The 26667-nt window shown below is 60.3% G+C and carries 27 protein-coding genes; 17 read left to right on the top strand and 10 right to left on the bottom strand.

The window, feature by feature from the left end:
* Window positions 1-24: 24 nt before the first annotated feature.
* From DVJ77_RS11370 to DVJ77_RS11345, 6 genes are all read left to right on the top strand, one after another.
* Window positions 25-363, top strand: a complete 339-nt coding sequence (locus DVJ77_RS11370) for a hypothetical protein (RefSeq protein ID WP_114845611.1) — start codon at window positions 25-27, stop codon at window positions 361-363.
* Window positions 364-466: 103 nt separating this feature from the next.
* Window positions 467-1498 carry a 2-dehydropantoate 2-reductase gene (locus DVJ77_RS11365; protein WP_225427952.1) on the top strand — a complete coding sequence of 344 codons (1032 nt, stop codon included), beginning with the start codon at window positions 467-469 and terminating at the stop codon, window positions 1496-1498.
* 86 nt (window positions 1499-1584) lie between these two features.
* Entirely contained in the window at window positions 1585-2268 is a 684-nt protein-coding gene (locus DVJ77_RS11360) for a formylglycine-generating enzyme family protein (protein ID WP_114845610.1), read from the top strand.
* 178 nt (window positions 2269-2446) lie between these two features.
* Entirely contained in the window at window positions 2447-3253 is an 807-nt protein-coding gene (locus DVJ77_RS11355) for an MBL fold metallo-hydrolase (protein ID WP_114845609.1), read from the top strand.
* A 525-nt stretch (window positions 3254-3778) separates the two neighbouring features.
* Window positions 3779-4087 (top strand): response regulator, encoded by a 309-nt coding sequence (locus DVJ77_RS11350; protein WP_162791462.1) that lies wholly within the window; start codon window positions 3779-3781, stop codon window positions 4085-4087.
* A 14-nt stretch (window positions 4088-4101) separates the two neighbouring features.
* Window positions 4102-4857 (top strand): hypothetical protein, encoded by a 756-nt coding sequence (locus DVJ77_RS11345; protein ID WP_114845607.1) that lies wholly within the window; start codon window positions 4102-4104, stop codon window positions 4855-4857.
* A gap of 137 nt (window positions 4858-4994) precedes the next feature.
* On the opposite strand, the gene DVJ77_RS11340 is transcribed toward DVJ77_RS11345, so the two are convergent.
* Complete coding sequence (locus tag DVJ77_RS11340; protein ID WP_114845606.1) at window positions 4995-5654, bottom strand: hypothetical protein; 660 nt, start codon at window positions 5652-5654, stop codon at window positions 4995-4997.
* 300 nt (window positions 5655-5954) lie between these two features.
* Here DVJ77_RS11340 and DVJ77_RS11335 point away from each other — a divergent pair, with 300 nt between their 5' ends.
* Together DVJ77_RS11335 and DVJ77_RS11330 are read left to right on the top strand one after the other, a co-directional pair.
* On the top strand, window positions 5955-7115 hold the full coding sequence (locus tag DVJ77_RS11335; protein ID WP_114845605.1) for a Vgb family protein: 1161 nt from the start codon (window positions 5955-5957) through the stop codon (window positions 7113-7115).
* A 169-nt stretch (window positions 7116-7284) separates the two neighbouring features.
* Window positions 7285-8040 (top strand): M90 family metallopeptidase, encoded by a 756-nt coding sequence (locus tag DVJ77_RS11330; protein ID WP_114845604.1) that lies wholly within the window; start codon window positions 7285-7287, stop codon window positions 8038-8040.
* Between the two features lie 158 nt (window positions 8041-8198).
* On the opposite strand, the gene DVJ77_RS11325 is transcribed toward DVJ77_RS11330, so the two are convergent.
* On the bottom strand, window positions 8199-8465 hold the full coding sequence (locus DVJ77_RS11325) for a hypothetical protein (RefSeq protein WP_114845603.1): 267 nt from the start codon (window positions 8463-8465) through the stop codon (window positions 8199-8201).
* Between the two features lie 443 nt (window positions 8466-8908).
* Here DVJ77_RS11325 and DVJ77_RS11320 point away from each other — a divergent pair, with 443 nt between their 5' ends.
* Window positions 8909-9745, top strand: a complete 837-nt coding sequence (locus DVJ77_RS11320) for a restriction endonuclease (RefSeq protein ID WP_114845602.1) — start codon at window positions 8909-8911, stop codon at window positions 9743-9745.
* A 354-nt stretch (window positions 9746-10099) separates the two neighbouring features.
* Here DVJ77_RS11320 and DVJ77_RS11310 read toward each other — a convergent pair whose 3' ends face one another.
* The 3 genes from DVJ77_RS11310 to DVJ77_RS11300 all read right to left on the bottom strand — a co-directional run bounded on the left by DVJ77_RS11310 (window position 10100) and on the right by DVJ77_RS11300 (window position 14243).
* Window positions 10100-10390 (bottom strand): HigA family addiction module antitoxin, encoded by a 291-nt coding sequence (locus DVJ77_RS11310; RefSeq protein ID WP_114845600.1) that lies wholly within the window; start codon window positions 10388-10390, stop codon window positions 10100-10102.
* A gap of 16 nt (window positions 10391-10406) precedes the next feature.
* Window positions 10407-10688 carry a type II toxin-antitoxin system RelE/ParE family toxin gene (locus DVJ77_RS11305; RefSeq protein WP_114845738.1) on the bottom strand — a complete coding sequence of 94 codons (282 nt, stop codon included), beginning with the start codon at window positions 10686-10688 and terminating at the stop codon, window positions 10407-10409.
* A 93-nt stretch (window positions 10689-10781) separates the two neighbouring features.
* Window positions 10782-14243 (bottom strand): methylmalonyl-CoA mutase family protein, encoded by a 3462-nt coding sequence (locus DVJ77_RS11300; RefSeq protein ID WP_114845599.1) that lies wholly within the window; start codon window positions 14241-14243, stop codon window positions 10782-10784.
* A gap of 371 nt (window positions 14244-14614) precedes the next feature.
* On the opposite strand from DVJ77_RS11300, the gene DVJ77_RS11295 reads away from it, so the two are divergent.
* Window positions 14615-16504 carry a beta-ketoacyl-[acyl-carrier-protein] synthase family protein gene (locus DVJ77_RS11295; protein WP_162791461.1) on the top strand — a complete coding sequence of 630 codons (1890 nt, stop codon included), beginning with the start codon at window positions 14615-14617 and terminating at the stop codon, window positions 16502-16504.
* A gap of 144 nt (window positions 16505-16648) precedes the next feature.
* Here the strand turns inward: DVJ77_RS11295 and DVJ77_RS11290 are convergent, their stop codons facing one another.
* From DVJ77_RS11290 to DVJ77_RS11280, 3 genes are all read right to left on the bottom strand, one after another.
* Window positions 16649-17719 (bottom strand): PepSY-associated TM helix domain-containing protein, encoded by a 1071-nt coding sequence (locus tag DVJ77_RS11290; RefSeq protein ID WP_225427951.1) that lies wholly within the window; start codon window positions 17717-17719, stop codon window positions 16649-16651.
* 253 nt (window positions 17720-17972) lie between these two features.
* Window positions 17973-18911, bottom strand: a complete 939-nt coding sequence (locus DVJ77_RS11285; protein WP_114845597.1) for an alpha/beta hydrolase — start codon at window positions 18909-18911, stop codon at window positions 17973-17975.
* Window positions 18908-19540: a TetR/AcrR family transcriptional regulator gene (locus DVJ77_RS11280; protein ID WP_114845596.1), complete on the bottom strand. Its 633-nt coding sequence runs from the start codon at window positions 19538-19540 to the stop codon at window positions 18908-18910. Before DVJ77_RS11280 ends, DVJ77_RS11285 begins: the two co-directional genes overlap by 4 nt.
* Before the next feature lie 108 nt (window positions 19541-19648).
* Here DVJ77_RS11280 and DVJ77_RS11275 point away from each other — a divergent pair, with 108 nt between their 5' ends.
* The 3 genes from DVJ77_RS11275 (at window position 19649) to DVJ77_RS11265 (ending at window position 21379) form a co-directional block, all read left to right on the top strand.
* Window positions 19649-20446, top strand: coding sequence for a M48 family metallopeptidase (locus DVJ77_RS11275; RefSeq protein WP_114845595.1), 798 nt, complete (start codon window positions 19649-19651; stop codon window positions 20444-20446).
* Between the two features lie 121 nt (window positions 20447-20567).
* Window positions 20568-20900 carry a YXWGXW repeat-containing protein gene (locus DVJ77_RS11270; protein ID WP_114845594.1) on the top strand — a complete coding sequence of 111 codons (333 nt, stop codon included), beginning with the start codon at window positions 20568-20570 and terminating at the stop codon, window positions 20898-20900.
* A 110-nt stretch (window positions 20901-21010) separates the two neighbouring features.
* Window positions 21011-21379, top strand: a complete 369-nt coding sequence (locus tag DVJ77_RS11265) for a YXWGXW repeat-containing protein (RefSeq protein WP_225427950.1) — start codon at window positions 21011-21013, stop codon at window positions 21377-21379.
* Between the two features lie 149 nt (window positions 21380-21528).
* Here DVJ77_RS11265 and DVJ77_RS11260 read toward each other — a convergent pair whose 3' ends face one another.
* Complete coding sequence (locus DVJ77_RS11260; RefSeq protein ID WP_114845735.1) at window positions 21529-21963, bottom strand: DUF6326 family protein; 435 nt, start codon at window positions 21961-21963, stop codon at window positions 21529-21531.
* A 248-nt stretch (window positions 21964-22211) separates the two neighbouring features.
* Entirely contained in the window at window positions 22212-22919 is a 708-nt protein-coding gene (locus tag DVJ77_RS11255) for an AraC family transcriptional regulator (protein ID WP_114845734.1), read from the bottom strand.
* 123 nt (window positions 22920-23042) lie between these two features.
* Between DVJ77_RS11255 and DVJ77_RS11250 the strand changes: the two genes are divergently transcribed.
* The 4 genes from DVJ77_RS11250 to DVJ77_RS11235 are packed head-to-tail and all read left to right on the top strand — an operon-like array spanning window position 23043 to window position 26666.
* Entirely contained in the window at window positions 23043-23984 is a 942-nt protein-coding gene (locus tag DVJ77_RS11250; RefSeq protein WP_114845733.1) for a 4-hydroxyproline epimerase, read from the top strand.
* Window positions 23981-25087 (top strand): NAD(P)/FAD-dependent oxidoreductase, encoded by a 1107-nt coding sequence (locus tag DVJ77_RS11245; RefSeq protein ID WP_114845593.1) that lies wholly within the window; start codon window positions 23981-23983, stop codon window positions 25085-25087. The genes DVJ77_RS11250 and DVJ77_RS11245 overlap by 4 nt, the downstream gene beginning before the upstream one ends.
* Window positions 25084-25347, top strand: a complete 264-nt coding sequence (locus DVJ77_RS11240) for a 2Fe-2S iron-sulfur cluster-binding protein (RefSeq protein ID WP_380038295.1) — start codon at window positions 25084-25086, stop codon at window positions 25345-25347. The genes DVJ77_RS11245 and DVJ77_RS11240 overlap by 4 nt, the downstream gene beginning before the upstream one ends.
* Complete coding sequence (locus DVJ77_RS11235) at window positions 25344-26666, top strand: NAD(P)/FAD-dependent oxidoreductase (protein ID WP_114845592.1); 1323 nt, start codon at window positions 25344-25346, stop codon at window positions 26664-26666. The genes DVJ77_RS11240 and DVJ77_RS11235 overlap by 4 nt, the downstream gene beginning before the upstream one ends.
* Window position 26667 lies beyond the last annotated feature (1 nt).

Below are 26667 nucleotides of genomic sequence, written 5' to 3'. Positions count from 1 at the left end.
TGCAGCCTGGTCGAGACCAACAATATGCCGCAGCTCGCCAGCCAAGCCGAGCAACACACTGCGACCACCACACCCGTAGCCGAACCAACGGCAGACGCCACACCCACAGCCGTAGCAGCAACATCCAGCGCGCCGATTAAAACGAGCGCCCCACAAGCCAGTGACCTGGCGAGCCTGGACACGCGCATCAGCTCCCCACTGTTTAACGCGGCCCAGAATGTCGCCGCGGCGCAACAGTGCGATCGAACGATCCATGTCTCGACCGTCGACGGCGGACACACCCAGTTCTACACGCAGTGCTATGGCGATCATCCGCCCTTGCATATCGATTGCGACGGCGTGCATTGCGTGCCGCAATCCTGAGCATGACGTCATCGCGGCAGCGGGTACCTCCCTGCCGCGAATAGACGCAGCTTGCTACGCTGTGCCGGCAAACCCACTGCAGCGTGCACCCGAGGGTTACATCGTGAAGATCTGCATCTACGGCGCGGGCTCCGTCGGCTGCTACATAGGCGGGCGGCTGCAAGCTGCGGGTAGCGACGTCTGTTACATAGGGCGCGAGCGCATCGGTAAAGAGATGCGTCAGCACGGCCTGCAACTTTCCAGTTATCGAAACGAGCGCTGGCAAGTGCCGCCTACGGCGATCCATTTTTCATCCGAAGCCATCGCCGCCGCAGCAGCCGACCTGATCCTGGTCACCGTAAAGTCCGCCGCCACACCAACTGCCGCCGCGGAATTGGCAGGCATACTCAAGCCCAGCGCCATCGTCATCAGTTTTCAGAATGGCCTGGGCAATTCCGATGTACTGCGCGCATCGTTACCGCAACACACGGTGCTGGAAGGCATGGTGCCGTTCAATGTCATCGCATATGGACCAGGCGCGCTTCATCAAGGCTCGCAAGGCGAGCTTGAAGTCAAAACATCTCCGGGCCTGCAGGCTTTTATCCAGGACTTCAGCAACGCGGGCCTGCCGCTGATCCAGCATGCCGACATGCTGCCGGTGCAGTGGGCCAAACTGCTGTTCAATCTCAACAATGCGATCAACGCACTATCAAACCGGCCATTAAAAGAAGAACTCTCACAACGGGTCTATCGACACTGCCTCGCCCTGGCACAAGCCGAGGCACTCGCACTGCTCGCGCAGGCCGGCATGCAACCGGCAAAACTCACCCCGTTACCGGCCACCTGGATTCCTGCTTTTCTGCGATTGCCAGACGCGCTGTTCGAGCGACTAGGCAGCAAGATGCTGGCGATCGATCCATTGGCACGCTCCTCCATGTCCGATGATCTGGCTGCGGGGCGTATCACGGAAATCGATTGGATCAACGGCGAAGTCGTGCGCCTGGCGGAGCGGCTTGGACAGCAAGCACCGGTGAATGCGCATCTGTGCAAGCTGATCCGCGCCGCCGAACAAAGCGCGCAGCGACCCTCGTGGTCAGGAGACGATTTACTGACGGAGCTTGCCGACGCCAAGCGTCGTGGTGGCGCAACCCACTGAAAAGCAGACCGTGCAGTTGCGCCTCGGATTGCATGGATGAATCGTGACGTTTACTGTTCGCCCCGCCATATGAACCTCGAAGAATCATGCGCGTCAATCAAACCCTTGCAACTCTTGAAACGCACATGGTTGCAATCTCTGCCGGCACGATTGCGCTGCGGGACGACCGCACCGCTCGGCAATGGCTGGTCGATCTGTCGCCGTTCCTGATCTGCCGCCATCCCGTTACACAAGCCCTCTATGCCGAACTGGCAGGAAAGTGGCCGTCGTCTAAAACCGAGGCGGATAACCCTGTCGAAAACGTATCGTGGTTGGATGCGATTCAATTCTGCAACCTGCTTTCGCGCTTATCCGGCCTCGCTGAAAGCTACCTTCTTGATGAGAACGGCACAGACGCTACCCTCATTGATGGCAGCACCGGCTATCGCTTGCCTAGCGAAGCCGAATGGGAATACGCCTGCCGCGCCGGTACGCATGGCCCGCGATATGGCGACCTCGACGACATCGCCTGGCATCAGGGCAACTCGGGCGGTCAAGCCCGCCCGGTCGGCCAGAAGCAACCCAATGCGTGGGGGCTTTACGACATGCTGGGAAACGTCTGGGAGTGGTGTACGGATGTCTATGATCCTGCCGTCTATGGCCGGTATCGAATTTTTCGAGGCGGCGGCTGGGCCGATTCCGAACGCGGTTGCCTGGCGACAAATCGGCGGCGAAGTCACCCGACCTTTGCCATCGATGACCTTGGCTTTCGGATTGCCCGCTCTATGTGAGAAGACCATCTTCTGCCCTATTGTCCGCCCCGATAGGTGCCCGTAACCTCACAGACCCAGCCTCAACCACGCTCAATCTGCAGCCTCGAACGCAGTTGGGCTTACGCACATCCGGTAAGGTCACTTGTCTTTCAAACACGCTGCATTCCTCCATCGAATCCATTCTTAGTGGTCAAACATGTCCTTTCCTATTTGCGCAACTTGTGGAACGCAATTCGCCGAATCCATCAGCCCGCCGGCAGCCTGCCCCGTCTGTGAAGACGAGCGGCAGTATGTTGGCTGGGCCGGCCAAGCCTGGACAAGCCACGAAGAGCTGAGCGTCAAATACAAGCTCCGCTTTGACGAAGAACAGGGCCTGCTGACCATTGGCCTCGAACCTGCCTTCGCCATCAATCAACGCGCGCTTCTGCTGCCGACAGATGCAGGCAACATCCTGTGGGAATGCCTGAGCATCGTCACGCCCGAAGCCGTTGCGGCGATCAAAGCTCGCGGCGGGCTGGATTACATCGTGATCTCGCACCCGCATTTCTACGCATCAATGGTCGAATGGAGCGAGGCCTTTGGCGGCGTGCCTATCTTGCTGCACGAAGCCGACAAGGCGTGGGTACTAAGGCCATCGCCGCACGTCCAGTTTTGGAGCGGCGACGAGCACAAGCTTTCAGACACAGTCACGCTGATTCGTTGCGGCGGTCATTTCGACGGCAGCACAGCGCTTCATTGGAAAGGCCAACCCGGTGAAGGCGGCGCGCTGTTTCCGGGCGATGCATTGCAGGTGGCCATGGATCGCCGCCACGTCACCTTTATGTATAGCTACCCCAACTACATCCCGATGCGGCCAGCCGCCGTCAGGCATATCCAGTCACGCATGCTCGGCTACGAGTTCGCCGACCTGTTCGGCTACAGCGCCAAAAGAAACATCATTGGAGGCGCGCGCGAGGCAGTGAACCAATCTTTCGAGCGCTACTTCAAAGCTATTTCGGAGTAGTTGCGAAGCGCGGCATGATGGTGCTCGCCGACCCTGTCGAATCCGCCGGGTGAGGTCGCTTGCCTCGCTGATTATGGTTCGCGTGCCGGCAGTGTCCGCGACCCGTAGTGAACATTGCTCGCAAGAGCTTAGCTAATCAGGGTGATGGATGCATCAAGCGATCGTTGGCCTATACATCGCCTCCTTGACAGTCTTCGTGACCTGTTGGCTCGTTGGGATCTTGAGCATCCTTCGAATGCAATCAACGATTCGCGTATCCAGAGAGTCCAAGCCAACCCTTCGGGAATTATTTGGTGACGAAGACACCCGCCATCCCGCACGCGCAGACGCAAGGAGGTTCCTTGGCGCTATGCTCTTTGGAGCACTGCGTTGGTGTGCCGCTCTAGCCGCTGGGCTGGGGGCTGACATCCTGCATTAGTGTGTCGCACATTTGATTTGTCTACTTTCTACGGCAGCCTCAACCGGTCGATGATCGTGGAATAGACAACGCATAATGTGGCTGGGCTGAAGGGGCGAGTAAAGGGTATGACGATAACCGGGGAATCCATCGACATGGTGCCGGCGTTGATCGTCGAGGACGATCCCGAAATGCAGCGGCGCCTTGTGCGGCTACTGGCCGATCTGCTGGGGCACGACGCACAGGTTGGCACGGCAGGCGATATCGCCAGTGCGAAGGCGCAGTTCGGCGAGCATTCGGCCACCCTCGCCCTGATCGATATCAGTTTGCTCGATGGCATCAGTACCCCCCCGAAATCAGGGGTGGCCGACTCATACAAACTCGGGTCAACTCACGCTGATTCCTTATTTTTTATCCATGACAGAACCGACCGTTGAACTGGAACAGGACTATGACAAGGAACATCTCTCTCTTCGCATCCCTGGCTTTGTTGTTCGTCACCTCGCAGGCCAGCGCCGGCTGGTACGAGATCAAGAACTACGTCGGCACGGTCGGCAAGGTGCCGGTGCACGTTTCGCTGCAAACCTACGATTACCTCAATCACGATGGACCATCGCGATGGCGCGTCGAAGGCAGCTACTACTACGACGCGCATCGCATCCCGATCCCGTTACAAGGTAAGCGCCAGCCAGACGGCAACATGGTGCTATGCGAGGCGGCACCGCCGCGCTCAGTGGCTGACTCACCCGTCGTGCCTGCACGCTCGGCAGCACATCCGGTGCCCTGCCCCATCGCACTGAAAATCGCCGATGACAGCGCCATCGGCGAATGGAACGACGGCAAGAAAACACTGCCGATGACCCTGCATCAGGTCGGCAGCCTGGACGACACCGGCGGTACCGAGCGCCCACACCCACTCACAGGCATTGTCGAAATTCCCATGTGGTATCACACCAAGACGCACCTGCTGCTCGGTGTCTACGAGTCATCCAAGGATTGCCTCGCATCAATGCGTCACCTGCGACTGGTCAACATAACTACCGGCCACATCGATAACGACATAGCGCTCGACTGCGAAGCCGGGATGATAATGACCCCCATCTACGCCAACGTCACACCCGGCGAAACGACGCACAGCGTCACGGTAGGATTCCAGGGCGGCAGGATGGGGCATGACGAGGATGTCGATATTCGGCCGAGGAAATAAACGGCAGGCATAAAGGATGCGAACGACTGTTCTTGTTGCGCCGGAACCCGCAAACAACGCAGCTAATCGTAGGTTGGGGTGAGCGCATGCGAACCCCAACGTTGCGCAACGTTGGGCATCACTTCGTTCAGCCCAACCTACCGCTCTTCCGTTATCGCTGCTTCTGCTAGCAAAGCCTCATAGATATCGATGCGATTCCGCAGACCGACCAACCACCACGCACTGAGGTAAGCCAGAAACAGCAGCCAAAGCAGTAACCCGCCAAGCAAATGCACTTTGCCAAGAGACTGCCAATCGCCAAACTCCCAGTCCTTGAACTGGAGATAGAGAGCAATAATCACCGGCAGAAAACCAAACCGCTCCATGCCACCGCTGAATAACCCATAGCGATAAATGAAAGACGCTTTGCGATCCCGTATATAGCGAAGCCGCCTTGCAATATCCCGTGCAGGATATCCACGTAACCAGCCCACCAGTTTGCGATAGTCGCCGAAATCCCGATCAAGCTCGCGCGTGAATTGCACATGCGGACGACGAAAGGTATTCCGCTCTCGTCGGATCATGCAGACTCCACTCACTCCAAACCCAATTAGCTCCGCCGCCAGACCCAATTGCGCCAGACGCAAGCCCAACATCCCTCCAATCAGTACGCCACACAATGCTCCCGCACCGGCGCACAGCAGCCCAAACGCGAACGCCCCACGTTCCAGCAAACTCGGCTTTTTGTCCTCTACCTCTTTGACGTACTCGCCAACACGCTCTTCGAGCAAGGCGTAACTCAGCGGCGGCATCGACATAGGGCATCCCAGCGGTGTGAGTTATTGGATTGGATCACATCTTGGTTGCTGAGGTGAGCCTAGGCGAGCCTAAACGTTGCGTAACGTTGGGCATCACTTCGTTCAGCCCAACCTACTTGCTAGCTTCCGATGCGTCAGATTGAGCAAGAAAAACTCAACCTGACACCGCCATCCCCAACCTATGCCGTTATTTCTGGCACTTCATCACCCTGCGTTCTCATACCTCCCCACGATAATTCACCAGGGCTATGACCCCGCTCGTATCGCTATCGAATCCGCAAAATCACAAGGAGCTACATGATGAAACGCATCCTGTACCTAGCCGCGCAGGCCATTGTGAGTACGACTCTCTTTGGTATGCCGGCACACGCGTCGACCGCCAAAGCCACGATTGGTGAATTCGCGACCCCGTCCCCCTCCAGCTCTCCGCAGGGTATCGACGTCGCCGGCGATGGCAGCGTGTGGTACGCCGAGACCGCTGCGGGAAAGATTGCGGTGCTGCATCCCGATCACACCTCGTCCGAATTCCCCGTGCCCAACGGCGGACAGCCTTTTATCCTCAAGGCGAGTAGAGACGGGATCTGGTTTACCGATAGCGCGACGCATGCCATCGGACATCTGGACCCTGGCACTGGAAAGATCGACGAGTATGCAATTCCCTCCGGGGCGTCGCCGTTCTTTATCCAGATCGCTGCCGATGGCAGCAAATGGTTTACCGAGACCGCAGGTATCGGCCGACTCTCTCCGCGCGGCGAGATCACGGAATGGCCGGTGGCGCTGGAGCATCCCGATGACAACATGGAACAGCTAAGCCTGGATCTATTCGGCAATGTCTGGTTCGTGGAGCGCAACTTCGATGGCGTCGGCGCGGCCGGTACGAACAACGTTCGCCGCCTCAATCCATGGACGAACGTGATTAGCACCTACACGGTGCCGACGCTTGGCGGCACACCTTCCGGCATAGTCGCCAATGCCAACGGTACAGTCTGGGTATCGGAGTACTACGCCAATGCCTTGGCCCTGCTCGTGCCCGTTGCAGCCCCTCACAGCGATGCCGTTGTCGTACCCAATATCCACACGGCAAGCAGTCAGGTCACACCCGTAGCGCGCACCGTGACAGCGCGCGTACCCAGTACGAACACACCCGTGCCTCCCAGTATCCATACCGTCCGGCCGTCCGTGACGCAGGGGTGGATCGAGTATCCCATCCCCACGGCCAACGCCGAAGCGGAGGACATGCGTGTGGATCGCCATGGGCGCGTCTGGTTTGAGGAAGACGCCGGATTGCTCGGCCGCCTCGATCCGTTTGAAGCCCGATTTACCGAGTACGCGATTCCTTCGCCCCATAGTGGCTACTACAACATCGCGCTGGATAAGAAGACGGACTTGCTCTGGTTCACTGAGGCCGGCGTCTTCGCTCCTGTGACTACCAAGATCGGGTATTTGAATACGCAGTATTGAGGGAAAATGCAGCGGCGCTATCCGTGCCACTCGTGCACAGTGAAAGAGGCAGAGTGCGTTTCTATCTTGAAAAACACTCTGCCCCTGTTTTGCGACGCAAGGCCGCCGCGCCTAGAGAAAATCCACCCCCACCCCTTGCTTTCGCCAGTGCGCCCTCCAACATCTGGGCATGTTCAACAAAATCAGAAACTGGCGCATACGACGCATCGTCGCTCGGCACCCGATCGCCGAATCGCTCTGGCGAGACGCGCTGCAGCGGTGTGGCCCAGCGCGTCGGCTGGGCGCTTCCGACCAGGCCACACTACGCGTGCTGGCAACGCTATTCCTGGAGAGCAAGTCGCTGGAGCCAACCAAGGGTTTGCAACTTGACGACGCCGACCGGGTTTTGCTCGCGGCGCACGCTTGCATACCCATCCTGAAACTGGGCCTCGACTGGTACGACGGTTGGCACAGCGTCATCGTGTACCCGGATGTGTTCGTTCCACGTCGTCCAAAAGTCGACGCAGCGGGGGTGGTTCATCAGACCAACACCGTGATGGCCGGCGAGGCGTGGGGACGCGGTCCGGTGATCGTGTCATGGGCGGATGTGCTGAATGCCGGGAAGAAACCGGGGCACAACGTAGTCATCCACGAAATGGCACACAAGCTCGATATGCTCAACGGGGACGCCAACGGCTTTCCGCCATTACACCGGCGTATGGACCGCCGCGTGTGGACACAAGTCTTCTCAAGTGCGTGGGACCGCCTGCAGGATGAGCAACGCAACGGGGCTGACTTGCCGATTGACCCGTATGCCCTTGAAAGCCCGGCCGAGTTCTTTGCAGTTGCCAGTGAGCAATTTTTCGAGGCGCCGGCAACATTGCGCCAGCATTTGCCGGACGTCTATCGGCAGCTCGAACAATTTTACCGGCAGCACCCGTTCTAAGCGCGCAGTATTCAAGATCGAACCTCAGCGGATGCGACAGGCAGCATGACACCGGGACGTAGGTTGGGGTGAGCCTGTGCGAACCCCAACGTTTCGCCACGTTGGGAATCACTTCGTTCAGCCCAACCTACTCGCTGACCCCTGCCTTGTGTTTTGGGTTAGTTTTGCTCCGATTTTCCAGCCGCCTCAGTCTCCGCCGCCTTCTGCGCGAGTTCCTTGATCTTGAGAACACGCAACAGTTCCGACTTCTTGAGTCCTTCGCGGGCCTCTTTAATCACTTCGTGGGCCAGATTGTGGCTAGTGTGATGCCGCTTCGCGTCGATAGCCGCATCCAGCCGTAGCTGGGCTGCCTGAATCGCTTTATCGACACGGTAGAGGGGTGCATGCGGGTTCGTGGTCAGCGGCGGGTCGTAGCTTTTCGTCATGGCATTTCTTCGTGATCAGGACGGCACGATAGCCCGGTTGGCCCCGCTTCGCTCGTGTATCGCCGTTACCCGTTTGGACCAACGATCCAAAGCGGGGTCAGAGCGGACCTTCCCGCATGCGCAGCCGATATTCGCTGACAGACGCTCTAGCGAGAAGGCTGCAAGCTAAAAAGTGCGCGTCGAGGAATCAAAGCGGAATCAAGGCGGGTCAGAGTGAGCTGAATCCGAGCAGCACGACAGGCAGCATGACACCGGGAGGTAGGTTGGGGTGAGCCTATGCGAACCCCAACGTTGCGCAACGTTGGGCATCACTTCGTTCAGCCCAACCTACTCGCTGGCTCTTCCGTGGTCGCTACCGCGAAGTCTCATAGCCCGGCCATAGTGTCTTCGCCACTTATTCGCAGTATGGTTCGCAAGCCATGCGGCACTCAGGGGGAGGAACTATGGCAAGGCGCAAGGGAAGTGGCATCGACACGGTTGCTTCAATGCCGTGGCCGGTCGGCATCATGCTCGGCTTGATTGGCTATATCGCCATCCGCTACGGCATTGGTTGGGCCCTCGGTATAAGCACCAATCCTTATCTCTCGGGCATGGGCAAAATCTACTCCAGTGGAGTTCTTGCCCCGCTTGCGTGGCTCGTCCTGGTTCTTTGCTGGGCCGCAGCACTCGGCTCTTATTTAAAGAGCAAACGACGAAAAAGCCTGCTGGAAACGCAGACCGGGCTGGACAGCCTACGCGCGATGAACTGGCGCGAGTTCGAGATGCTGGTGGGCGAGGCGTTTCGTCGTCGCGGCTACACCATCCATGAAACCGGGCTGGGCGGCGCCGATGGCGGCATTGACCTGATCCTGCACAAGGAGGGCAAAACCACACTCGTGCAATGCAAGCAATGGAAAACACAACGCGTTGACGTCAAGGTCGTGCGAGAGATGTTTGGTCTATTGGCACATCACGGTGCGGCTGCGGTGAAGATCGTCGCAGTAGGTGACTACACCGTGGACGCACAGCGCTTTGCACAAGGCAAGCCTATTGAGCTGATTCATGGTGAGGCGTTGCTTGCGATGGTGCGTGAGAGTCAAACACCGCCGCTAGCAAAAGCAACAACAGCAACGGCCAAACCTGTGGCTGTGGCTACGCCTCCACCCGATCCGACGCCGTCAACCAATCCAGCCTGCCCGAAATGCGGTGCAGATATGGTTCAGCGCTCAAATCGAAGTTCAAAAGATCGCTTCTGGGGTTGCGCGAAGTATCCGGCTTGTCGAGGGACGAGAGCGGCATGATCGCAATAGACCTCTACTCCCCTATGCATCTGGAATGCTATGCGAGTACTAAGTTTGACTGCGATTGTTTTGGCGCTTATCGCCATACAAACATTGCTTACGTACTCTCCTGGCATAAGCGCATTTGAAGTACCTAAACTTTCGCTGGAAGAGAAGGATGCAAAGTCCACCATTGTCTTCATCGGAACAATGAAAGATGCTGACTATCAGGATCTACGCCGCACTCGTAACGAATTCGTGGCGCAGGTTCGGATCGACACCACGCTTAAGGGTACGACCCCCTCTATTCCTCGGTCGCACGGATGACTTCGATCACGGTGGCGATTTCGCCACTATGCCCCTTGGACGGGAAGATCACGCCGCAATCCGCTCAATCAGCTCAATAGCTTTGCCGAGTGTACGGTGAGCTTCCTCCAGATCGTAGTCCGCCTGGAGCCCCAGCCAGAAGCGTTCGCTGGTCCCCAAAGCCACGGCCAGACGCACCGCGGTATCCGCCGTGACACCACGCTTGCCAAGCACGATCTCGTTGATACGTCGCGGCGGCACGCCAGCAGCGCGCGCCAAAGCGTTCTGGCTGATGCCCAGGGGGGTCAGAAACTCCTCAAGCAGCACTTCGCCGGGATGGATATTGGGCAGGCTCTTCATGATCGACTCGTTGGTGTCAGTGGTAATCGACGATTTCCACGTCGTAAACATCGCCGTCAATCCATCGAAAACAGATACGCCATTGATCGTTGATCCGAATGCTGTACTGGCCTTTGCGATTGCCCTTGAGGGCTTCGAGCCGATTGGCTGGTGGAACACGCAGATCATCTAGCACGGAGGCATTTCCGAGCATACGCAGCTTGCGACGCGCCACGGTTTGGATATCGGCAGGCAGACGCCGCGAGGGCGTTCCGCCCCAGATCTTTTCCGCCTCCTTGTCGGCAAAGTTTCTGATCACGAGCAAACCATAACGTCAACCGTCATATGACGCAAGTCGTCATAAGAAAAGGGCCGCCAGACAGCGGCCCTTTTCTTTCAATGATCCAATGGATCACATATTCCTTCGATACTCCCCACCCACGTCATACAACGCGTGGCTAATCTGCCCCAGCGAGTTGTACTTCACCGCTTCGATCAACTGCTCAAACACATTGCGACGATCACGCGCCGTATTCTGCAACACCTTCAAGCTCTCCGGCGCCAGCGCATTACGCGCATCGCCATAGCCTTTGACATTAGTAATCTGCTGACCCTTCTCCTCTTCGGTCGAACGAATCAGCTCGATCTCAGTGGCAATCTCACCGCCATGATCTTTCGGCAAGAAGGTATTAACGCCGATCAGCGGTAGCGAGCCGTCATGCTTCTTATGCTCGTAGTACATCGACTCTTCTTGAATCTTGCCGCGCTGGTACATGGTGTCCATCGCGCCGAGTACACCACCACGCTCGCTGATCGCCTCGAACTCTTTGTACACGGCCTCTTCCACCAGGTTGGTAAGCGTGTCGACGACGTAGCTGCCCTGCCAGGGGTTCTCGTTGAAGTTCAGGCCTAGCTCTTTGTTGATAATCATCTGAATCGCCACGGCGCGACGCACACTTTCTTCGGTGGGCGTGGTGATGGCTTCGTCGTAGGCGTTGGTGTGCAGGCTGTTGCAGTTGTCGAACAGTGCGTACATGGCCTGCAGGGTGGTGCGGATGTCGTTGAACTGGATCTCTTGCGCGTGCAGTGAGCGACCGGAGGTCTGGATGTGGTACTTCATCATCTGGCTGCGCGCACTGGCGCCGTAGCGCTCGCGCATGGCGCGGGCCCAGATGCGGCGGGCGACGCGGCCGATCACGGTGTATTCCGGGTCCATGCCATTGGAGAAGAAGAAGCTGAGGTTGGGCGCAAAGTCGTCCACGCTCATGCCGCGCGCGAGGTAGTACTCGACGATGGTGAAGCCGTTGCTCAGGGTGAAGGCGAGCTGGCTGATCGGGTTCGCGCCGGCTTCGGCGATGTGATAACCGGAGATGGATACCGAATAGAAGTTGCGCACTTTGTTGTCGACAAAGTACTGCTGGATGTCGCCCATCATGCGCAGCGCGAATTCGGTGCTGAAGATGCAGGTGTTTTGCGCCTGGTCTTCTTTAAAGATGTCGGCTTGCACGGTGCCGCGCACGCTTTGCAAGGTGTGCTGCTTGATGCGCTGGTAGGTCTCGGCATCGACCAGCTCGTCGCCGGAGACGCCGAGCAGACCCAGGCCCAGCCCATCGTTACCAGCGGGCAGTTCGCCGTGGTATTTCGGGCGCGGCACATGCTTGTAGATCTCCGCGATCTTCTCTTCGGCGGCGGCCCAGCGGGCGTCGTCTTCGCGCAGGTATTTCTCGACGTTCTGATCGATGGCGGTGTTCATGAACATCGCCAGGATCATCGGCGCGGGGCCGTTGATGGTCATGGAGACGGAGGTGCTGGGCGCGCTGAGATCGAAGCCGGAGTACAGCTTCTTCATGTCGTCCAGCGTGGCGATGTTGACGCCGGAGTTGCCGATTTTGCCGAAGATATCCGGGCGCGGCGCGGGGTCTTCGCCATACAGGGTGACCGAGTCGAACGCGGTGGACAGGCGCGTGGCGGCACCGCCCTGGCTGAGGTAATGGAAGCGGCGGTTGGTGCGCTCGGGCGTGCCTTCGCCGGCAAACATGCGGGTCGGGTCTTCGCCGCTGCGGCGGTACGGATACACACCGCCGGTGTAGGGGTAATGGCCCGGCAAGTGCTCGCGACCGAGGAAGCTGACCAGCTCGCCCCAGTCTTTCGACTTGGGCGGCGATACTTTCGGAATCTTCTGGTGGCTGAGCGAGTCGCGGTAGTTCTCGACGCGGATGACCTTGTCGCGCACTTTGTATTCGTTGACGTCGGCGGTCACCGATTTGTACAGCGCCGGCCAATCGCGCAGTTGGTGGATCGCCTCGTGGCTGAGTTCTTTCAAGGCCGCGTTATAGCGTTGGCGCAGGGTGATGAGCGAGCGGTCGCCTTCGGCGTGCAGGTCAACGCTGTGGTAGAGGTCGAGCGCGCGCGGCAGCTTTTCGTCGCCCAGCTCTTTCAAGGCTTCGTAGTAGTGCTGCGCCTTACTGGCATATTCGGCCTGATGCACGATGGCGCTGTTGATGGCGCGGCCCTGCTCGGCAATCTCGGCGAGGTAGCGCACGCGGCTGCCGGGAATCAGCACGGTGGCGCGCGGCGACTTGAGCGAGGTGTCGAGCTGGGGCGACCATTTCTCCTCCGGCAGCTTGAGCTTGTCGCACATCAGGCGGCACAGATTGGAGAACATCCAGGTCACGCCCGGATCGTTGAACTGGCTGGCGATGGTGGGGTACACCGGCACGTCTTCGTCTTTGAGCGAGAACGCGGTGCGGTTGCGCTTCCACTGCTTGCGCACGTCGCGCAGCGCATCTTCGGCGCCGCGCTTGTCGAATTTGTTGAGCACTACCAACTCGGCGAAGTCGATCATGTCGATCTTCTCAAGCTGGCTGGCCGCGCCGTATTCGCTGGTCATGACGTAGACCGGGAAATCGACCAGATCGACGATCTCCGAATCGCTCTGACCGATGCCAGCGGTTTCCACGATGACCAGGTCGTAGGGCTGGCTCTTCAGGAAATCGATGCAGTCGTGCAGCACGATGCTGGTGGCGGCGTGCTGGCGGCGCGTAGCCATGGAGCGCATATACACGCGATGGCTGCGTAGCGAGTTCATGCGGATACGGTCGCCGAGCAAGGCACCGCCGGAACGACGGCGGGTCGGGTCGACCGCTAGCACAGCGATGCGCATCTGCGGAAACGCGTGCAAAAAGCGCAGCAGCAACTCGTCCACCACCGACGATTTGCCCGCGCCGCCGGTACCGGTAAGGCCAAGCACTGGCGTCTGTTTGCCGGCGAGCTTCCACTGCTTGCGTTGCGATTCAAGCTCGGCCTCGGACAGCCTGCCCTCCTCGATGGCCGAGAGCATGTGGCCGATGGAGATCTCGTCGTTGATGTCCACCTTGGGCACGGCGCTGGTTTCGCCCTGCTCACGCTGTACGGCGGCCTTGCCGGCGCGCTGCATCACGTCTTCGATCATTTCGGTGAGGCCGAGCTTCATGCCGTCGTTGGGGTGGTAGATACGCTCCACTCCATAGGCCTGCAGCTCGCGGATCTCTTCGGGCGTAATGGTGCCGCCGCCGCCGCCGAACACGCGGATATGGGCCGCCCCGCGCTCTTTAAGCATGTCCACCATGTACTTGAAGTACTCGACGTGACCACCCTGGTAAGAAGACAGCGCAATCGCGTCGGCATCTTCTTGCAGCGCAGCACGAACCACGTCTTCTACTGAGCGGTTATGGCCCAAATGAATGACTTCGGCGCCCTGCGACTGAATGATGCGCCGCATGATATTGATCGCCGCATCGTGCCCATCGAACAGGCTGGCTGCGGTAACGAAACGCAGCGGGCTGTTTTCTTGCTGGGCCGCACTGGCGGGGACGTGCTTGGCGGTCGAACTCATGACGACTCCGGGACTTCGATTCAGGGAGAGGGAATTGGGCAATTGTAGCGCGAGCGCCAGACTCCTCCCCCGCCGGCCCCGCTGCGCCGCCTGTCTCGGTTACGCCTTGACCATGGGGTGACTGCAAACTGCCTATATCGCCCGATAAAGCGCGCCGTCACGCCGTCACGACACGACTACAGTGTCAACCGCTAGCATCACTGGCCCGGCTTCGGTAAGTTGCCCTTTTTAACAGCCCGTTCAGATGGGGCAGATGCAGTCAGTGCCAGGGTCGCTGCCACTGATATGACGCGCTTGCTTTCACCGACCTTGGGCCCTACGGGAATTACAGTGCAATCCATTTTTGCGGGCGCTACGCGTCTGACCATCAGTTGTCACCCACAGACACGGTATCCGTCGTGCTGAGCGGCCATCAGGTACTCGTAACCATTGGCACGCCGTGCACGATGTCGGCGGTAGGCAGCACGGAAACCTATCAGGCAAAAGTCCGCGGCGAAGCGGATTTCATCGCCATGGCGGCGTTCGATGCCGGGCTGATCGCCTTCGACGACCCCGCTGATGACATCTCAAGCATGCGCTGGGTCGGCGGCGAGCAGGCCGGCCAGCCGGCCACCCTGGCCGAGATCGAGACTCGCTATGGCAGCCAGTTGCGCGCCAACCTGGGCATTCGTCGCATCGATCCGAACCTGCTGATGCCCAGCCAGACGGTGACCGATATTGCCGCCTGCCTGCCGCACGACCTGGAAAACGGCGGCCTGCGCCGCCTGGCCGGCATTCGCTACGACGACGTGCGCGGGTCGGCACTGAGAGACATGTACGGGCTGTTTCAGGACGAGCCGCTGTTGGGGCCGTCGCTGCAGTCGCAATTATTCGCCTATGGCGCACTGGGTGCCCTGGCCGGTTTGCCGACGCCGTTGTCGGAACTGGTCAGCAACCCGTATGGCTTTCGCGTCGCCGCCGCCACCGCGTTTGCCGGCATGGATGCACTAGGACAATGGCTGCGCCCGGATGCACCGCCCCCGCCCGAAGGCAAGCCACGCGATCGCTTTGCCGTGCAGTTGGCGAGTTCGCTGGGTTCGCATGGCCCGGCACTGGTATCGACCATGCTGGCACCGGCCTATAGCCTGAGCCGCACCCTGAAGAATCCGGCATTGCGCGACTCTCTGCGCTCTGACGACCCCGGCTACTTGCGCGTACCGCAAACACCGATGACTGCCGTTGGCGCTTGCGCATCGAGCCTGGTCGCCCTGTGCGATATCGCGCCGCAGCTATTGTTCGACTATCCCGGTTTTCAGCGACCCAAGATGGTCTTGCTGACGGCGGCCGATGCCTCGCTGCAGCCACGCTTCGGCCTGCTCGACGCATTTGGTGGCGGCGCCTTGATGACCAGCGAAAAGCTGGACGCGATCAATGCCGCCCACGGCCCCGACGAGCAACGTGCGGTGAGCGACTCGCTCGCTCCGTTCGATGTCGATGCCAACGGTACGGTGGTGGGCAACGCCGGCTCCGGCCTGCTGATAACCACACTCGATTTCGCCCTGCGCCATTTTCTCGACATCACCTCGATCATCGTCGGCTGGGGTCAAAGCGGCGAAGCCGGCGGCAAGGCGCATTTCGCCGGGGTCGGCTTTGGCGGCGAGAATGCCATGGTCCACGCACTGGATATGGCGCATAAGGCTCACGGCTATGGCGTGGCCGATTTCGAATACCTGGTGGCGCACGCCACCGGCACCCGCACCAATTCAAAAAGCGATCTCACCACCGCCTCGGCCGGACGAACCGGTGCCGCGCTGCGCCAGGGTTTCAGCGGCCCCTTGCCGCCAATGTTCGTCGGCACCCCGAAGGCGCTCGGCGATGGCCACACCATGGGCGAAACCGGCCTGAAGGCCATCTCGCAAGCCTTGCAATACGTACTCGGCAGGCTCGCACCGGGTGTGCCGACCCTGCGCCAGCTCGACCCCGAACTGGAATCCACCGCTGCGGCATTTACCCTGCAAAAAGCCCCGCTGCAAGGCCATCTGGATAGCGGCGCCCTGTGTGCCACCCAGGGTTTCGGCGGCTATAACGGCGCGGTGGCGCTGCGCTCGGCAAACCCCGCTGCACTCGCTCGCTACGAAATAGACCCCCAAGTGCTGGCCGCCTATTTGGAACGCTGGCCGCAGTTGCGCAAAGAACGCGAGCGACGCGAACGCGCGTTCCGCCGTGGGCCGCGACTTGCCTTGACGATGGTGGAGCGCCATCGCTGGCACGGTGAGGAGTAACCCCCTCCCCCCTCCCAACCTCCCCCTGCGCGCAGGGGGAGGGGCAAAAGCTCGCCCCAGTCAGCCCCTCCCTGCGACCGCAGGGAGTCCCCTTTTTGGGACTTGCAGGGGAGGGTTGGGGAGGGGCCAACCTAGCGACAAAAATCAAGCCTTCTTGCGACGAGTACGCGCCCACCAAAACAAGAACCCGGTAGTCACAAAAAACGCCGGCAACAACCCGACAAACGCGATCACCAGCCGCCAAGCATTACCACCCACCACACCCGCATGCAGCGGATAAATACCATCGCTGACCAGGCCACCGCTGCCCTGCTTTTCAGCGTCATATACGGCCATCACTTTCGCCGTATACGGATCGACCACAATCAGACTGCGACCGACCACATTCCACTCGCTGGGACCACGTGCGCGCACCATCAAGGACGCATTTTTCGCATCGGGCATCGATACTCGGCTCAGCTCCGCCTGCGGCAATGCGGCTTGCGCGGCGGCCATCGCTTCAAGCCAACGGATAGGTGCCTGTTGCAAAGCCATCGACGGCGGCTTCGGCGGCTCCGCCTGGCGATCAGCAAACAGAATACGCAGCGCGGCTCGTGCCGGTTCTTTATAAATCAACGCCACGCCAGTCACCGTACTCAGCAATAGCAACGGAAATAACGCAGCACCCAAGCTTTGATGCCAGCTACGCCACCGCCGCGCCGGCGGCTGCGCATGCATACGCACTGCGTTGCGCCACTGGCCTCGACGCGGCCACCAGATGATCGCGCCGGAAATCAGCAGCAACAGCTCGATCACGCCGATGACACCAAGCACCTGCTCGCCCACCTTGCCGCCGAGCAAGTGCGTGTGCAGCAAACGCAACCAGAGCAGCCAATCCGTCTGCGGCGTACGCACCAACAACGGATGTCCATCCGCCGGGTCCAGATAAACCCGCGTATCGCCACCCAAAAACAACTGCCACACCGGCAACTCTGCGTCAGGCAGGTCGGCGCTGCGCAATGGCGTGGGCCATGGCGTTTGATAGATGTGCTGCAACATGGCCGCGTTCTGTGCCGGCGTCGGCAGCGTATGACCGGTCAACTGCGGATGCTGCCACTTCAGCAGATCCGACTGAAACGCGAGCAAGGTGCCCGACAACGCAAGCACCGCAAACATCACACCGATGCTCAACCCCATCCACAGATGCAACTTGCGCAGCACATCACGCAACCGCAAGCGCGGACGAGCCGGGATCAGCGACGAAGCTGAGGGGCGCGAGGTCACTGGACAGTCGCGGTGCGGGAAGCGATCAGGTTCATGCGAGAGCAAGCAGGCGCAGAAAGTCGGCGAGCCTAACACGAATCGCTAATGGGAACTATTTGCATTGACGTAGGTTGGGTTGAACGAAGTGCTACCCAACGTGGCGGATCGTTGGAGGCAAATCGTTGGGGTTCGCTTCGCTCACCCCAACCTACCGATTAGTCACCGATCAAGCCAAGCCAAACGGCAGATTCGGCGAAGCAATCACGCGCTCGCCTACTGCCTTGCCATGCAAGAACGCAAACGCGGCATCGACTACTTCGGTGGCATCGAGCACTTTGTGGTGCCCCAGCCCTTGGGTGGTCAACAGGCGGGCGCCGCTCCAGTGGCGAGCGTAACGTTCACCTTCTTCCCACGGCACTTCGCGATCGTCCAGGTCATGCACGATCAGCGCGGGTTGGCCCATGCGCGGCAAATGGCGATGTACTTGCAGGTCGTGGATGGAGACGCCGGATATGGCCTTGAAGCGATCGTGCAACCGTTCGCTGAGGTGTTCGCTCAAATGCACGAAATGGGTGAAGCGCCTGGTGGCTGCGACCGGGTCGGCTGCGGGGGCGATCAGGATCAAGCGCTGGGCATGCCAGTTTTCGTCTTGCGCCAAGGTCACTGCCGTACCGCCTAGCGAGTGCCCCACGGCTAATGCTGCGGTGCCGTAAACACGGCCTATTTCACGCACGGTGTTTACGAAATCGGGCAGCGTGCAATAGCGTCCCCCGCTGTCGCCGTGGCCTGGTTGATCGAAGGTGATAACGGCCAGGCCCATGGCGCGCAATTGCTTTATCCAAGGCTGAAAACGCAGACCGAAACTGGACCAGCCATGCACGAGCAAGGCATAGGGCTGTTTCGCCGGGTCGCCCCAGGTATAGGTGGCTATACGGGTGCCGTCAACGATTATCTCGCCACGTTGCGCGTCGGTTTGCGACAACGCCGACGCGGCACGTTTGCGACTGCTGGCGAACGGTGTGCTAAATAAACGAGCCGCGCGATTTACGGTGCGTGTCGGCGCGATTCGGCTGCCTAGGGCAAAGCCTGCGCGCACCGCGCTCAGCTTGAGCAAGGCCGCGGCGCCGTGACGTTTTGATTCCACCTGACGACGGGTACGGTTCATGAGCGTGCTCCCTCGATAAGATCGGCTTTCTTTGGTGCTACGCCGAGCAAACGTTCAACACCTCGACGCGCTCGGCGAATCGCGTCTTCGTAGCCAAACAGGCCGGCGTCCTGATGCAAGGCCAGCGCCAGGGCATGGATTTCAAAAGCCACTTGCGCCGCATCGGTGCCGGCCGGCAGCTCGCCGTTGGCGATGGCGTAATCAACGGCTCGGATCATCGCCTGCCGCCACCCTGCTTGCTGGTATACCACGGCATCGTGCAGCGCACCATTTTTGCCGTCGTATTCACTGGTGGCGGCCAACAGCACGCAACCGGACTGATAGCGATGCACCCACTCAAACCAGTTGTGCACGATGGCCTGCAGCCGTGGCAACCCGCGCGGCAGCTTCACCGCCGGTAGCAGCACGTGGTCCAGAAACCGGCGCCTGCCCGCCTCCAGCACGGCCAGTTGCAGCTCTTCGCGCGAGCCAAAATGGGCGAATACGCCGCTTTTGGACATGCCGACCTGTTTGGCCAACAGGCCTAGCGACAGCCCTTCCAAGCCATCGTTGCGGGCGATCTCGTAGGCGCTATCGAGAATCAACTCGCGAGTGGCTTCGCCCTTACTGGCGACTTGTTGAGTATTCATGGCGCGAATAAATAGCACGACCGTTCGTTCTATTTCAAGTGCGGCGATGCGGTAAGAACCTGCGCCCAGGGGTATGCTGCGGACGGGGTTCAACAGGGAGATTCACCCATGAAAGTTCGCTACTTGCCGACGCTGCTCAGTGCGATGTTGTTGAGTGCGTGCACCACCTCGCCCACCGGTCGCTCGCAATTGATGATGGTGTCGGATAACCAGATGAATCAGATGGGTTTGACCGCCTTCGACGGCATGCGCAAGCAAGGCAAGTTTGTCGATGCACCGCGCGAACGCGCCTACGCCACCTGTGTTTCCCAAGCCTTGATCTCGGTCTTGCCCTCGCCATGGAGTACCCAGCCATGGGAAGTACAAATCGTCGATGACGACAGTGCCAATGCATTCGCCCTGCCCGGCGGCCGGATCGGCGTGAACCGGGGCATGTTCAAACTGGCCAGCGATCAGAATCAATTGGCGGTGGTGCTGGGCCATGAGTTGTCGCATGTGGTTTCCCGCCACGGTGCCGAGCGCGTTTCGGACAATATGGCGGCGCAGGCGGTCGTGGTCGCCGGCAGTGCTTATGCCGCCAGCCGTGGCACCAGCGCCGGTTATACCGCCGCTGCGTTGGGCCTGGGTGCGGAAGTAGGCATCTTGCTGCCGTTTTCCCGCACACAGGAAAGCGAGGCCGATACGCTCGGCCAACGCTACATGGCGCAAGCCGGTTTCGACCCGCGCGCCGCGGTGGCGCTGTGGCAGAAGATGGGGCAACAAAGCGGCACCAAGCCACCTGCCTTTCTCTCTACCCATCCCAGTAGCTCGAATCGCGCAGTCGCCCTGGGCCAGCAGGCTGAGCAATTGATGCCGGTATACGAACAAGCCCGCGCCAGCGGACATGCGCCGGACTGCCGACTCTGACGCGACGTTCTATATCGCCCGGCTCGAACCTGAACGCGCCAAACCATCATAGTCAACAGACATCCGTAGCCAACGTTTTTCGTCTTGCGCCGCTTATCACGCGGCAGGGACGGAGAACGACATGAACCTACGCAGCACTCGACCATGGGCTCTGTTTGCCGGGCTGGGTATCGCGCTTGCTGCTATCGCCTACACACCCCCATCCGCTGCGGGCACTTATGTAGCGGTCAATATCGGCGTGCCGCCGCCGGCGCGCATCCGCGAAGTGGTACCGCCGCCGCGCCGTGGCTATGTCTGGGCACCGGGGTACTGGATCTGGAATGCGCCGGCCCATCGCCATGTCTGGGTTCGCGGCGATTGGATTCGGGTCCGTCCCGGTTATGTCTATCGCCCGCCACAATGGATTCGCTACGGCAATAACTGGCGTTTCCGCGATGGCTATTGGGGCCGCTGAATGCACAACAACCTACGATTGAAAGCCGCTTGTCGTTAAACCTTGCAAAAGTAACGCTGCGACCCGTTACAGGGCGCGTACCACTCAACCTCTTCCATCAAGGCATTCCTATGTTGTCCATTCGTTTTGTCGCTCTTACCGGCTTGATCGTGCTTGCCAGTGGCTGTGTCGAGGAGCGCGTCGTGCATGATCGTCCGCGCCCGGTGGTTCGCGAAGTCATTGTCGAGCGTCCGGTGCAACGCGAATACGTGGAAGTCGTTGCACCGCAACCGCCGCCGGTTCGCATTGTGGAAGTGGAGCCGCAGCCACGTCCTGGCTACATCTGGTCGCGCGGCCACTGGTACTGGAACGGCAATGCCTACGTCGCCGTACCAGGTCATTGGGAAGTCGTGCGTCCCGGCTATCGCTACGTGCATCCGCATTGGGATCGCGGCAACGACGGCTGGCATTTCCGCGTAGGTGCGTGGATTAGTGGCTGATTCAATCAGACTGATTCGATTCGATTGATTCAATCGAACTGGCGCCGCGAGTCATTTCGACTTGTGGCGCCAATCGGTCGCACGATCAAACGGCCGGGGCATTCACTGCGCGCACCTTTGCGCCATCATCAAGAGCCGCAACATAAAACCTATGGCGTTTGCTGCCTGGGCCATTTCAACGCGTACCAGACAATCAGCAGCGTGAGTGCCATCTCGATTACCCCAAAGAAAATATAAAACACCCAAGCTCCCGGCATCGAAACCAGCATGATGATTGTGTAGATCGCGCCCAAAACAATATTCGCCACGCGATTCACCGTGGGTTTCAACACCAGGGAAAGGAAAATCATGACACTTGGGACGGCCATAAAGGCCGCCGTTCCCAGTAGCACTCCTTGGGTTGTCGGCCCTAGAGGCCCCATCTGCCCCTGTAGCATGCTTTGCAGGTTGCCAGGCTGGAAGAGCCCGAAATAGTCGCCGTAGATGTAGCAGAACATCAAGCTCGCCCATAAGGCGGAGAGCTTGAGTTTCACAGAGATCTTGACGTCCTCAAGAGCAGGCTGGTCGGCCGTTTTCGAATTCATATACTCCCCCTTGCTTCGGATCAACGACATGGGCGAAAGGAACGACAGTCAAACCGAGCAGTCAACAAGCCTGAAATTTTACCTGCCGGGCAGAAGCGACCTTAAGCGTGGCGGCAATCTCCAGCGTGTGCCATTTGACACGTTTATGGAGGGAGCGCACTCGGGGAGTTAAGTTGCAGCGGTACCGTATCGGTATGGCACGAAGCCATTCGCGGCCATGGCATTGTTTTCCTACTGCTCCGCTAACGCTACGGCACCGAAACCATGCCGCGATAATCGCGTGGCGTCATGCCTACGGTCGCCTTGAACTGGCGCGCGAATGCGCTTTGATCGGCAAAACCGCAGGCCAGGCCGATGGCCGCCACGCTGTCGTCTCCATGCAGCAGGCGCATGGCCGCTTCGATGCGCAGTTTGGTCTGTACCTGCTGCGGAGTGAGTTGAAATACGCGGCGAAAGTGGCGCTCCAATTGCGCGACTGATACATCGGCCAATTCAGCCAAGGTGCGCACACGTACGCTTTGCGCGTAATGCTCTTGCAGATAAGCCAGCACGCGACGCAAGCGAACATAGGTGGGATGGCGGCCATCCGGTTTGCCCAGATCGCGCGAAATACCGATCACACCGCGAATGTCGTTGCGAACTCGCAGCGGACGTTTGCAAGTCAGGCACCAGCCGGGCGTGCGGTTGGAGAAAATGTGTACTTCAAGCTGGTTCTCAATCACCTCACCTTCGAGTACGCGGCGGTCTTGCGATGCGTAAGAACCGCCCATGGCGTCAGGAAACAATTCGGTGACGGTGTGGCCGATCACCTGACTGCGCTGTTTCAACCCCAGTCGGCGCACCAAGGTGAGGTTGGCGTGGGTGTAGCGGCCTTCGATGTCTTTCACAAAGAACACGACATCTGGCAAGGCGTCGAACAGCGCCTCTAGTTCATCGGCTGAAATTTGCATGCTCATCGAACGTCCCCAACGGCTTTCGTGAATGCTGCAGCGCATTTGGACGCATTATGCCGATTTCCGCATCGATGGGCGGCAAGCCTTGCTAGACGCCCAGGCGGCTGCAAAGCGAGCATGGTTGCCATGAAAACCATTGACGTCATTGACTCCCACACCGGCGGCGAACCGACTCGCGTCGTCATCGCCGGCTTTCCCGATCTTGGCTCGGGTACGCTCGCCGAACAACGGCAACGCTTCGCCGATCACTATGACCGCTGGCGCAGCGCGATCGCCTGCGAGCCGCGCGGATCGAGCACCGTCGTAGGCGCTTTGCTGCTGCCTGCGCAAAGCGCGGATGCCTGTGCCGGGGTGATCTTTTTCAATAACGTCGGTTATCTGGGCATGTGCGGTCACGGCACCATCGGGGTTATCCGGACCCTCGCTCATATGGGCCGTATCGCCAGCGGTCATCATCGGCTGGAAACGCCGGTGGGCACGGTGGGCGTCGATTTGCATGAGGATGGCCGCGTCTCCATCGATAACGTGGAGAGCTATCGCCATGCGGCTGATTTGCGCATCGACGTGCCCGGCTACGGCAGCGTGCACGGTGATGTGGCCTGGGGCGGCAACTGGTTTTTCATCACCAAGGATTCGCCGCTACCGCTGAAAATCAATCATCAGCGCGAACTGACCGTTTACACCGAAGCGATTCGCCGGGCGCTGGTCGCCGGTGGCATCACCGGTGCCGATGGCGGCGAGATCGACCATATCGAGATCAACGCACCCTCGACTGCGCTGGGTAACGGCGGACGCAATTTCGTGCTTTGTCCGGGGCTGGCTTACGACCGCTCGCCCTGCGGCACCGGCACCAGTGCCAAGCTGGCCTGCCTGGCGGCCGATGGCAAGCTTGCGCCCGGTGAGACCTGGCAGCAGGAGAGCATTCTCGGCAGCGTGTTCGAGGGTAGCTACACGCCCAGTGCGCGCGGCGTGCTGCCACGAATTACCGGTACCGCCTACGTGGTTGCCGAATCGAAGTTGCTGATCGACGAAACCGATCCTTTCACCTGGGGCAGCGGCGCGGAATGAGCGGTCGCTGTTATGACTTGATCGTGATCGGCGCAGGCATCATCGGCGCCAGTTGTGCGGATGCGGCGGCGGCAGAAGGCTTGCGTGTCGCCATGGTCGAACCCGGCCCGATCGGCGGCGGCGCTACCGCGGCGGCGATGGGTCATCTGGTGGCGATGGACGATGATCCGGCCGAGCTGGCGTTGGCACGTTATTCGTTGCAGCAATGGGAGTCGTTCGCGGAGCTGCCCGAAGCCGAGTTCAGCCGTTGCGGCACGCTATGGGTCGCACGCAATGAAGCCGAAGCACGCGTGATACCTACGCGGATCGCGCGTCTCGCCGCCGCGGACGTCGAAGCACACGCCATCGATGCACAAAACCTGTACGAACTTGAACCGTCGCTGGCCCCTGGCCTGCATGGTGGCTTGCTAGTGCCGCGCGAAGCGGTGGTCTATCCGCCGCGCATGGCCCGTTATCTGGTGCAACGTGCGCAATCGCATGGCGCGGTGCTGTTTGCCGGCCGCACCGCCAAACAGCTTGGGCGCGGCACCGCAACGCTGGACGACGGCACACAGTTGTCCGGCCCGGTGCTGGTCGCTACCGGCTGTGCCCTGCCCGCACTGCTGCCGCAATTGCCGATGCGCGCGCGCAAAGGGCATCTGGTTATCACCGAGCGTTATCCCGACGTGCTGCATCACCAGTTGCTGGAACTGGGCTATGCCGACAGTGCCCATGGCGATGCCGACAGCAGCGTCGCTTTCAATGTGCAGCCGCGCCCCACGGGGCAGATTTTGATCGGCTCGTCGCGAGAATTCAGTGCCACGGATGCCGCCGTTTCCCCGGCGATGGTGCAACGCATGTTGGCGCGCGCCTTTGAATTCATGCCGGTGCTGCGCGATTTGCAAGCACTACGGACATGGACCGGCTTTCGACCCACCACACCCGACGGTCGTCCCTATCTTGGCGCGGTGCCCGGAGAAGCCGAGCAGTGGGTTGCCGCAGGTCACGAAGGTCTGGGTGTAACCACCGCGCTCGGCAGCGCAGGCTTGATGCTGGATCTGATACTCGGCCGTACACCAGCGATCGACCCGGCGCCGTATGCGCCATCGCGGGCGGTGATATGACCGGCCATCGCATGAATGTCATTCACGTCGATGGTCAACGCGTCGAAGTGCCGGCCGGCGCCAGCGTGGCTGCCGCCATCGCGCAAGTGACGATATTGTTCCGTCGCTCGGTGACGGGCGAGGCGCGTGCGCCGCTATGCGGCATGGGCGTGTGCTTTGAATGCCGCGTGACGATCGATGGCGTCGCGCATGTTCGTTCGTGCATGACACCGGTGCTCCATGGCATGCAGGTGCAGACCGACGCAGGTGCCGCGCCATGACGGCACGATTCGACGTGCTGGTGGTCGGTGCGGGCCCAGCCGGGCTGGCGGCGGCGCAAGCGGCGGCCAGTCATGGCGCACGCGTCGGCCTGCTCGATGCGCAGCCCAGACCAGGCGGCCAGGTATGGCGTCACGATGTGCGCAAACAGGCGCCGCGAGCGGCTGTCGCAGCGATGCAGCAAACCGCTGCGGCAGGGGTAGAGTTTCTCGCTCAGCACCAAGTGGTTGCCGCCGAACCTCATGGCTTGCTGGTCGAAACACCGCAAGGCGCCAGACACGTGCATTACGGCGCACTGATATTAGCCAGCGGCGCGCGCGAACTGCTGCTGCCCTTTCCCGGCTGGACGCTGCCCGGCATTACCGGTGCGGGCGGATTGCAAGCGCTGGTAAAGCAAGGCTGGCCGATCGCCGGCAAGCGCGTCGCCGTAGCCGGCACAGGCCCACTGCTGCTTGCCGCTGCCGCCACGCTACGCGCGCATGGCGCGCAGGTGCTTGGCATTTTTGAACAAGCGCCCGCCGCCGCCGTGAACGCATTCGCCAGACAGTTACTGCATTGGCCGGCGCGGGCCGTGCAGGCGATTAGCCTGCGCGCGCGGCTGGCGGGTGTGCCTTATCGTTTTGGCTCCATCGTGCGCAGCGCGCATGGCAGCGAACACGACAACCACAAGCTATGCGCTATCGAGATCGAGGACACGCGCGGCCGGCATCGACTCGAATGCGATCATCTGGCGGTCGGCTATGGCTTGCTGCCCAATGTCGAATTGGCGCAACTGCTTGGCTGTGCACTGGCCTATGGCACGCCCGAATATGCCAGCGCGCATCCGCACGTCATTGTCGATGGCTTGCTGCGAACCAGCGTTGCAGACGTCTATGCGGCCGGCGAAGCCTGCGGTATCGGCGGTTTGGCCGCTGCACGCGTCGAAGGCCTCATCGCCGGCCACGCGGCGGCCGGCGCCACCGATGCGGCAATCGCGCTACAGCCACGACGCGCGAAAGAACGGCGCTTTGCCGCGTTGCTGGCAAAGCACTTTGCGCTCGACTCGCGCGTGCATGATCTGGCCGCGCCACAAACCATGATTTGCCGTTGCGAGGATGTATCGCTGTCTGCGCTGGACGGCTTTATCGATGCCCGCGCCGCCAAGCTGGCGACGCGTTGCGGCATGGGTGCCTGCCAGGGCCGTATTTGCGGCAGTGCCTTGGCCGAAATCGGCCGGTTTACGCGCAGCGGCGCACGCCCCCCTCTATTTCCCATCCGGCTGTCCACCCTGGCCCAGGCCGAAGTGGCGCCACCCCTTTCCGACGAATACCGAGGACATTGAA

Origin of the sequence: Dyella tabacisoli, from assembly GCF_003350925.1 — a bacterium.
In the GTDB taxonomy this organism is placed as follows: domain Bacteria; phylum Pseudomonadota; class Gammaproteobacteria; order Xanthomonadales; family Rhodanobacteraceae; genus Dyella_C; species Dyella_C tabacisoli.
This window is presented reverse-complemented; position numbering and strand designations above follow the sequence as displayed.

Bases quoted from the DNA above. Each gene is read 5' to 3' on its own strand.
- DVJ77_RS11350 (WP_162791462.1), top strand. From the start codon at position 3,779: ATGACGATAACCGGGGAATCCATCGACATGGTGCCGGCGTTGATCGTC.
- DVJ77_RS11335 (WP_114845605.1), top strand. From the start codon at position 5,955: ATGAAACGCATCCTGTACCTAGCCGCGCAGGCCATTGTGAGTACGACT.
- DVJ77_RS11255 (WP_114845734.1), bottom strand. From the start codon at position 22,919: ATGAGCATGCAAATTTCAGCCGATGAACTAGAGGCGCTGTTCGACGCC.
- DVJ77_RS11310 (WP_114845600.1), bottom strand. From the start codon at position 10,390: ATGAAGAGCCTGCCCAATATCCATCCCGGCGAAGTGCTGCTTGAGGAG.
- DVJ77_RS11320 (WP_114845602.1), top strand. From the start codon at position 8,909: ATGGCAAGGCGCAAGGGAAGTGGCATCGACACGGTTGCTTCAATGCCG.
- DVJ77_RS11245 (WP_114845593.1), top strand. From the start codon at position 23,981: ATGAGCGGTCGCTGTTATGACTTGATCGTGATCGGCGCAGGCATCATC.
- DVJ77_RS11275 (WP_114845595.1), top strand. From the start codon at position 19,649: ATGAAAGTTCGCTACTTGCCGACGCTGCTCAGTGCGATGTTGTTGAGT.
- DVJ77_RS11370 (WP_114845611.1), top strand. From the start codon at position 25: ATGCCGCAGCTCGCCAGCCAAGCCGAGCAACACACTGCGACCACCACA.
- DVJ77_RS11280 (WP_114845596.1), bottom strand. From the start codon at position 19,540: ATGAATACTCAACAAGTCGCCAGTAAGGGCGAAGCCACTCGCGAGTTG.
- DVJ77_RS11270 (WP_114845594.1), top strand. From the start codon at position 20,568: ATGAACCTACGCAGCACTCGACCATGGGCTCTGTTTGCCGGGCTGGGT.
- DVJ77_RS11260 (WP_114845735.1), bottom strand. From the start codon at position 21,963: ATGAATTCGAAAACGGCCGACCAGCCTGCTCTTGAGGACGTCAAGATC.
- DVJ77_RS11240 (WP_380038295.1), top strand. From the start codon at position 25,084: ATGACCGGCCATCGCATGAATGTCATTCACGTCGATGGTCAACGCGTC.
- DVJ77_RS11250 (WP_114845733.1), top strand. From the start codon at position 23,043: ATGAAAACCATTGACGTCATTGACTCCCACACCGGCGGCGAACCGACT.
- DVJ77_RS11325 (WP_114845603.1), bottom strand. From the start codon at position 8,465: ATGACGAAAAGCTACGACCCGCCGCTGACCACGAACCCGCATGCACCC.
- DVJ77_RS11340 (WP_114845606.1), bottom strand. From the start codon at position 5,654: ATGTCGATGCCGCCGCTGAGTTACGCCTTGCTCGAAGAGCGTGTTGGC.
- DVJ77_RS11345 (WP_114845607.1), top strand. From the start codon at position 4,102: ATGACAAGGAACATCTCTCTCTTCGCATCCCTGGCTTTGTTGTTCGTC.
- DVJ77_RS11360 (WP_114845610.1), top strand. From the start codon at position 1,585: ATGCGCGTCAATCAAACCCTTGCAACTCTTGAAACGCACATGGTTGCA.
- DVJ77_RS11235 (WP_114845592.1), top strand. From the start codon at position 25,344: ATGACGGCACGATTCGACGTGCTGGTGGTCGGTGCGGGCCCAGCCGGG.
- DVJ77_RS11265 (WP_225427950.1), top strand. From the start codon at position 21,011: ATGTTGTCCATTCGTTTTGTCGCTCTTACCGGCTTGATCGTGCTTGCC.
- DVJ77_RS11330 (WP_114845604.1), top strand. From the start codon at position 7,285: ATGTTCAACAAAATCAGAAACTGGCGCATACGACGCATCGTCGCTCGG.
- DVJ77_RS11355 (WP_114845609.1), top strand. From the start codon at position 2,447: ATGTCCTTTCCTATTTGCGCAACTTGTGGAACGCAATTCGCCGAATCC.
- DVJ77_RS11285 (WP_114845597.1), bottom strand. From the start codon at position 18,911: ATGAACCGTACCCGTCGTCAGGTGGAATCAAAACGTCACGGCGCCGCG.
- DVJ77_RS11300 (WP_114845599.1), bottom strand. From the start codon at position 14,243: ATGAGTTCGACCGCCAAGCACGTCCCCGCCAGTGCGGCCCAGCAAGAA.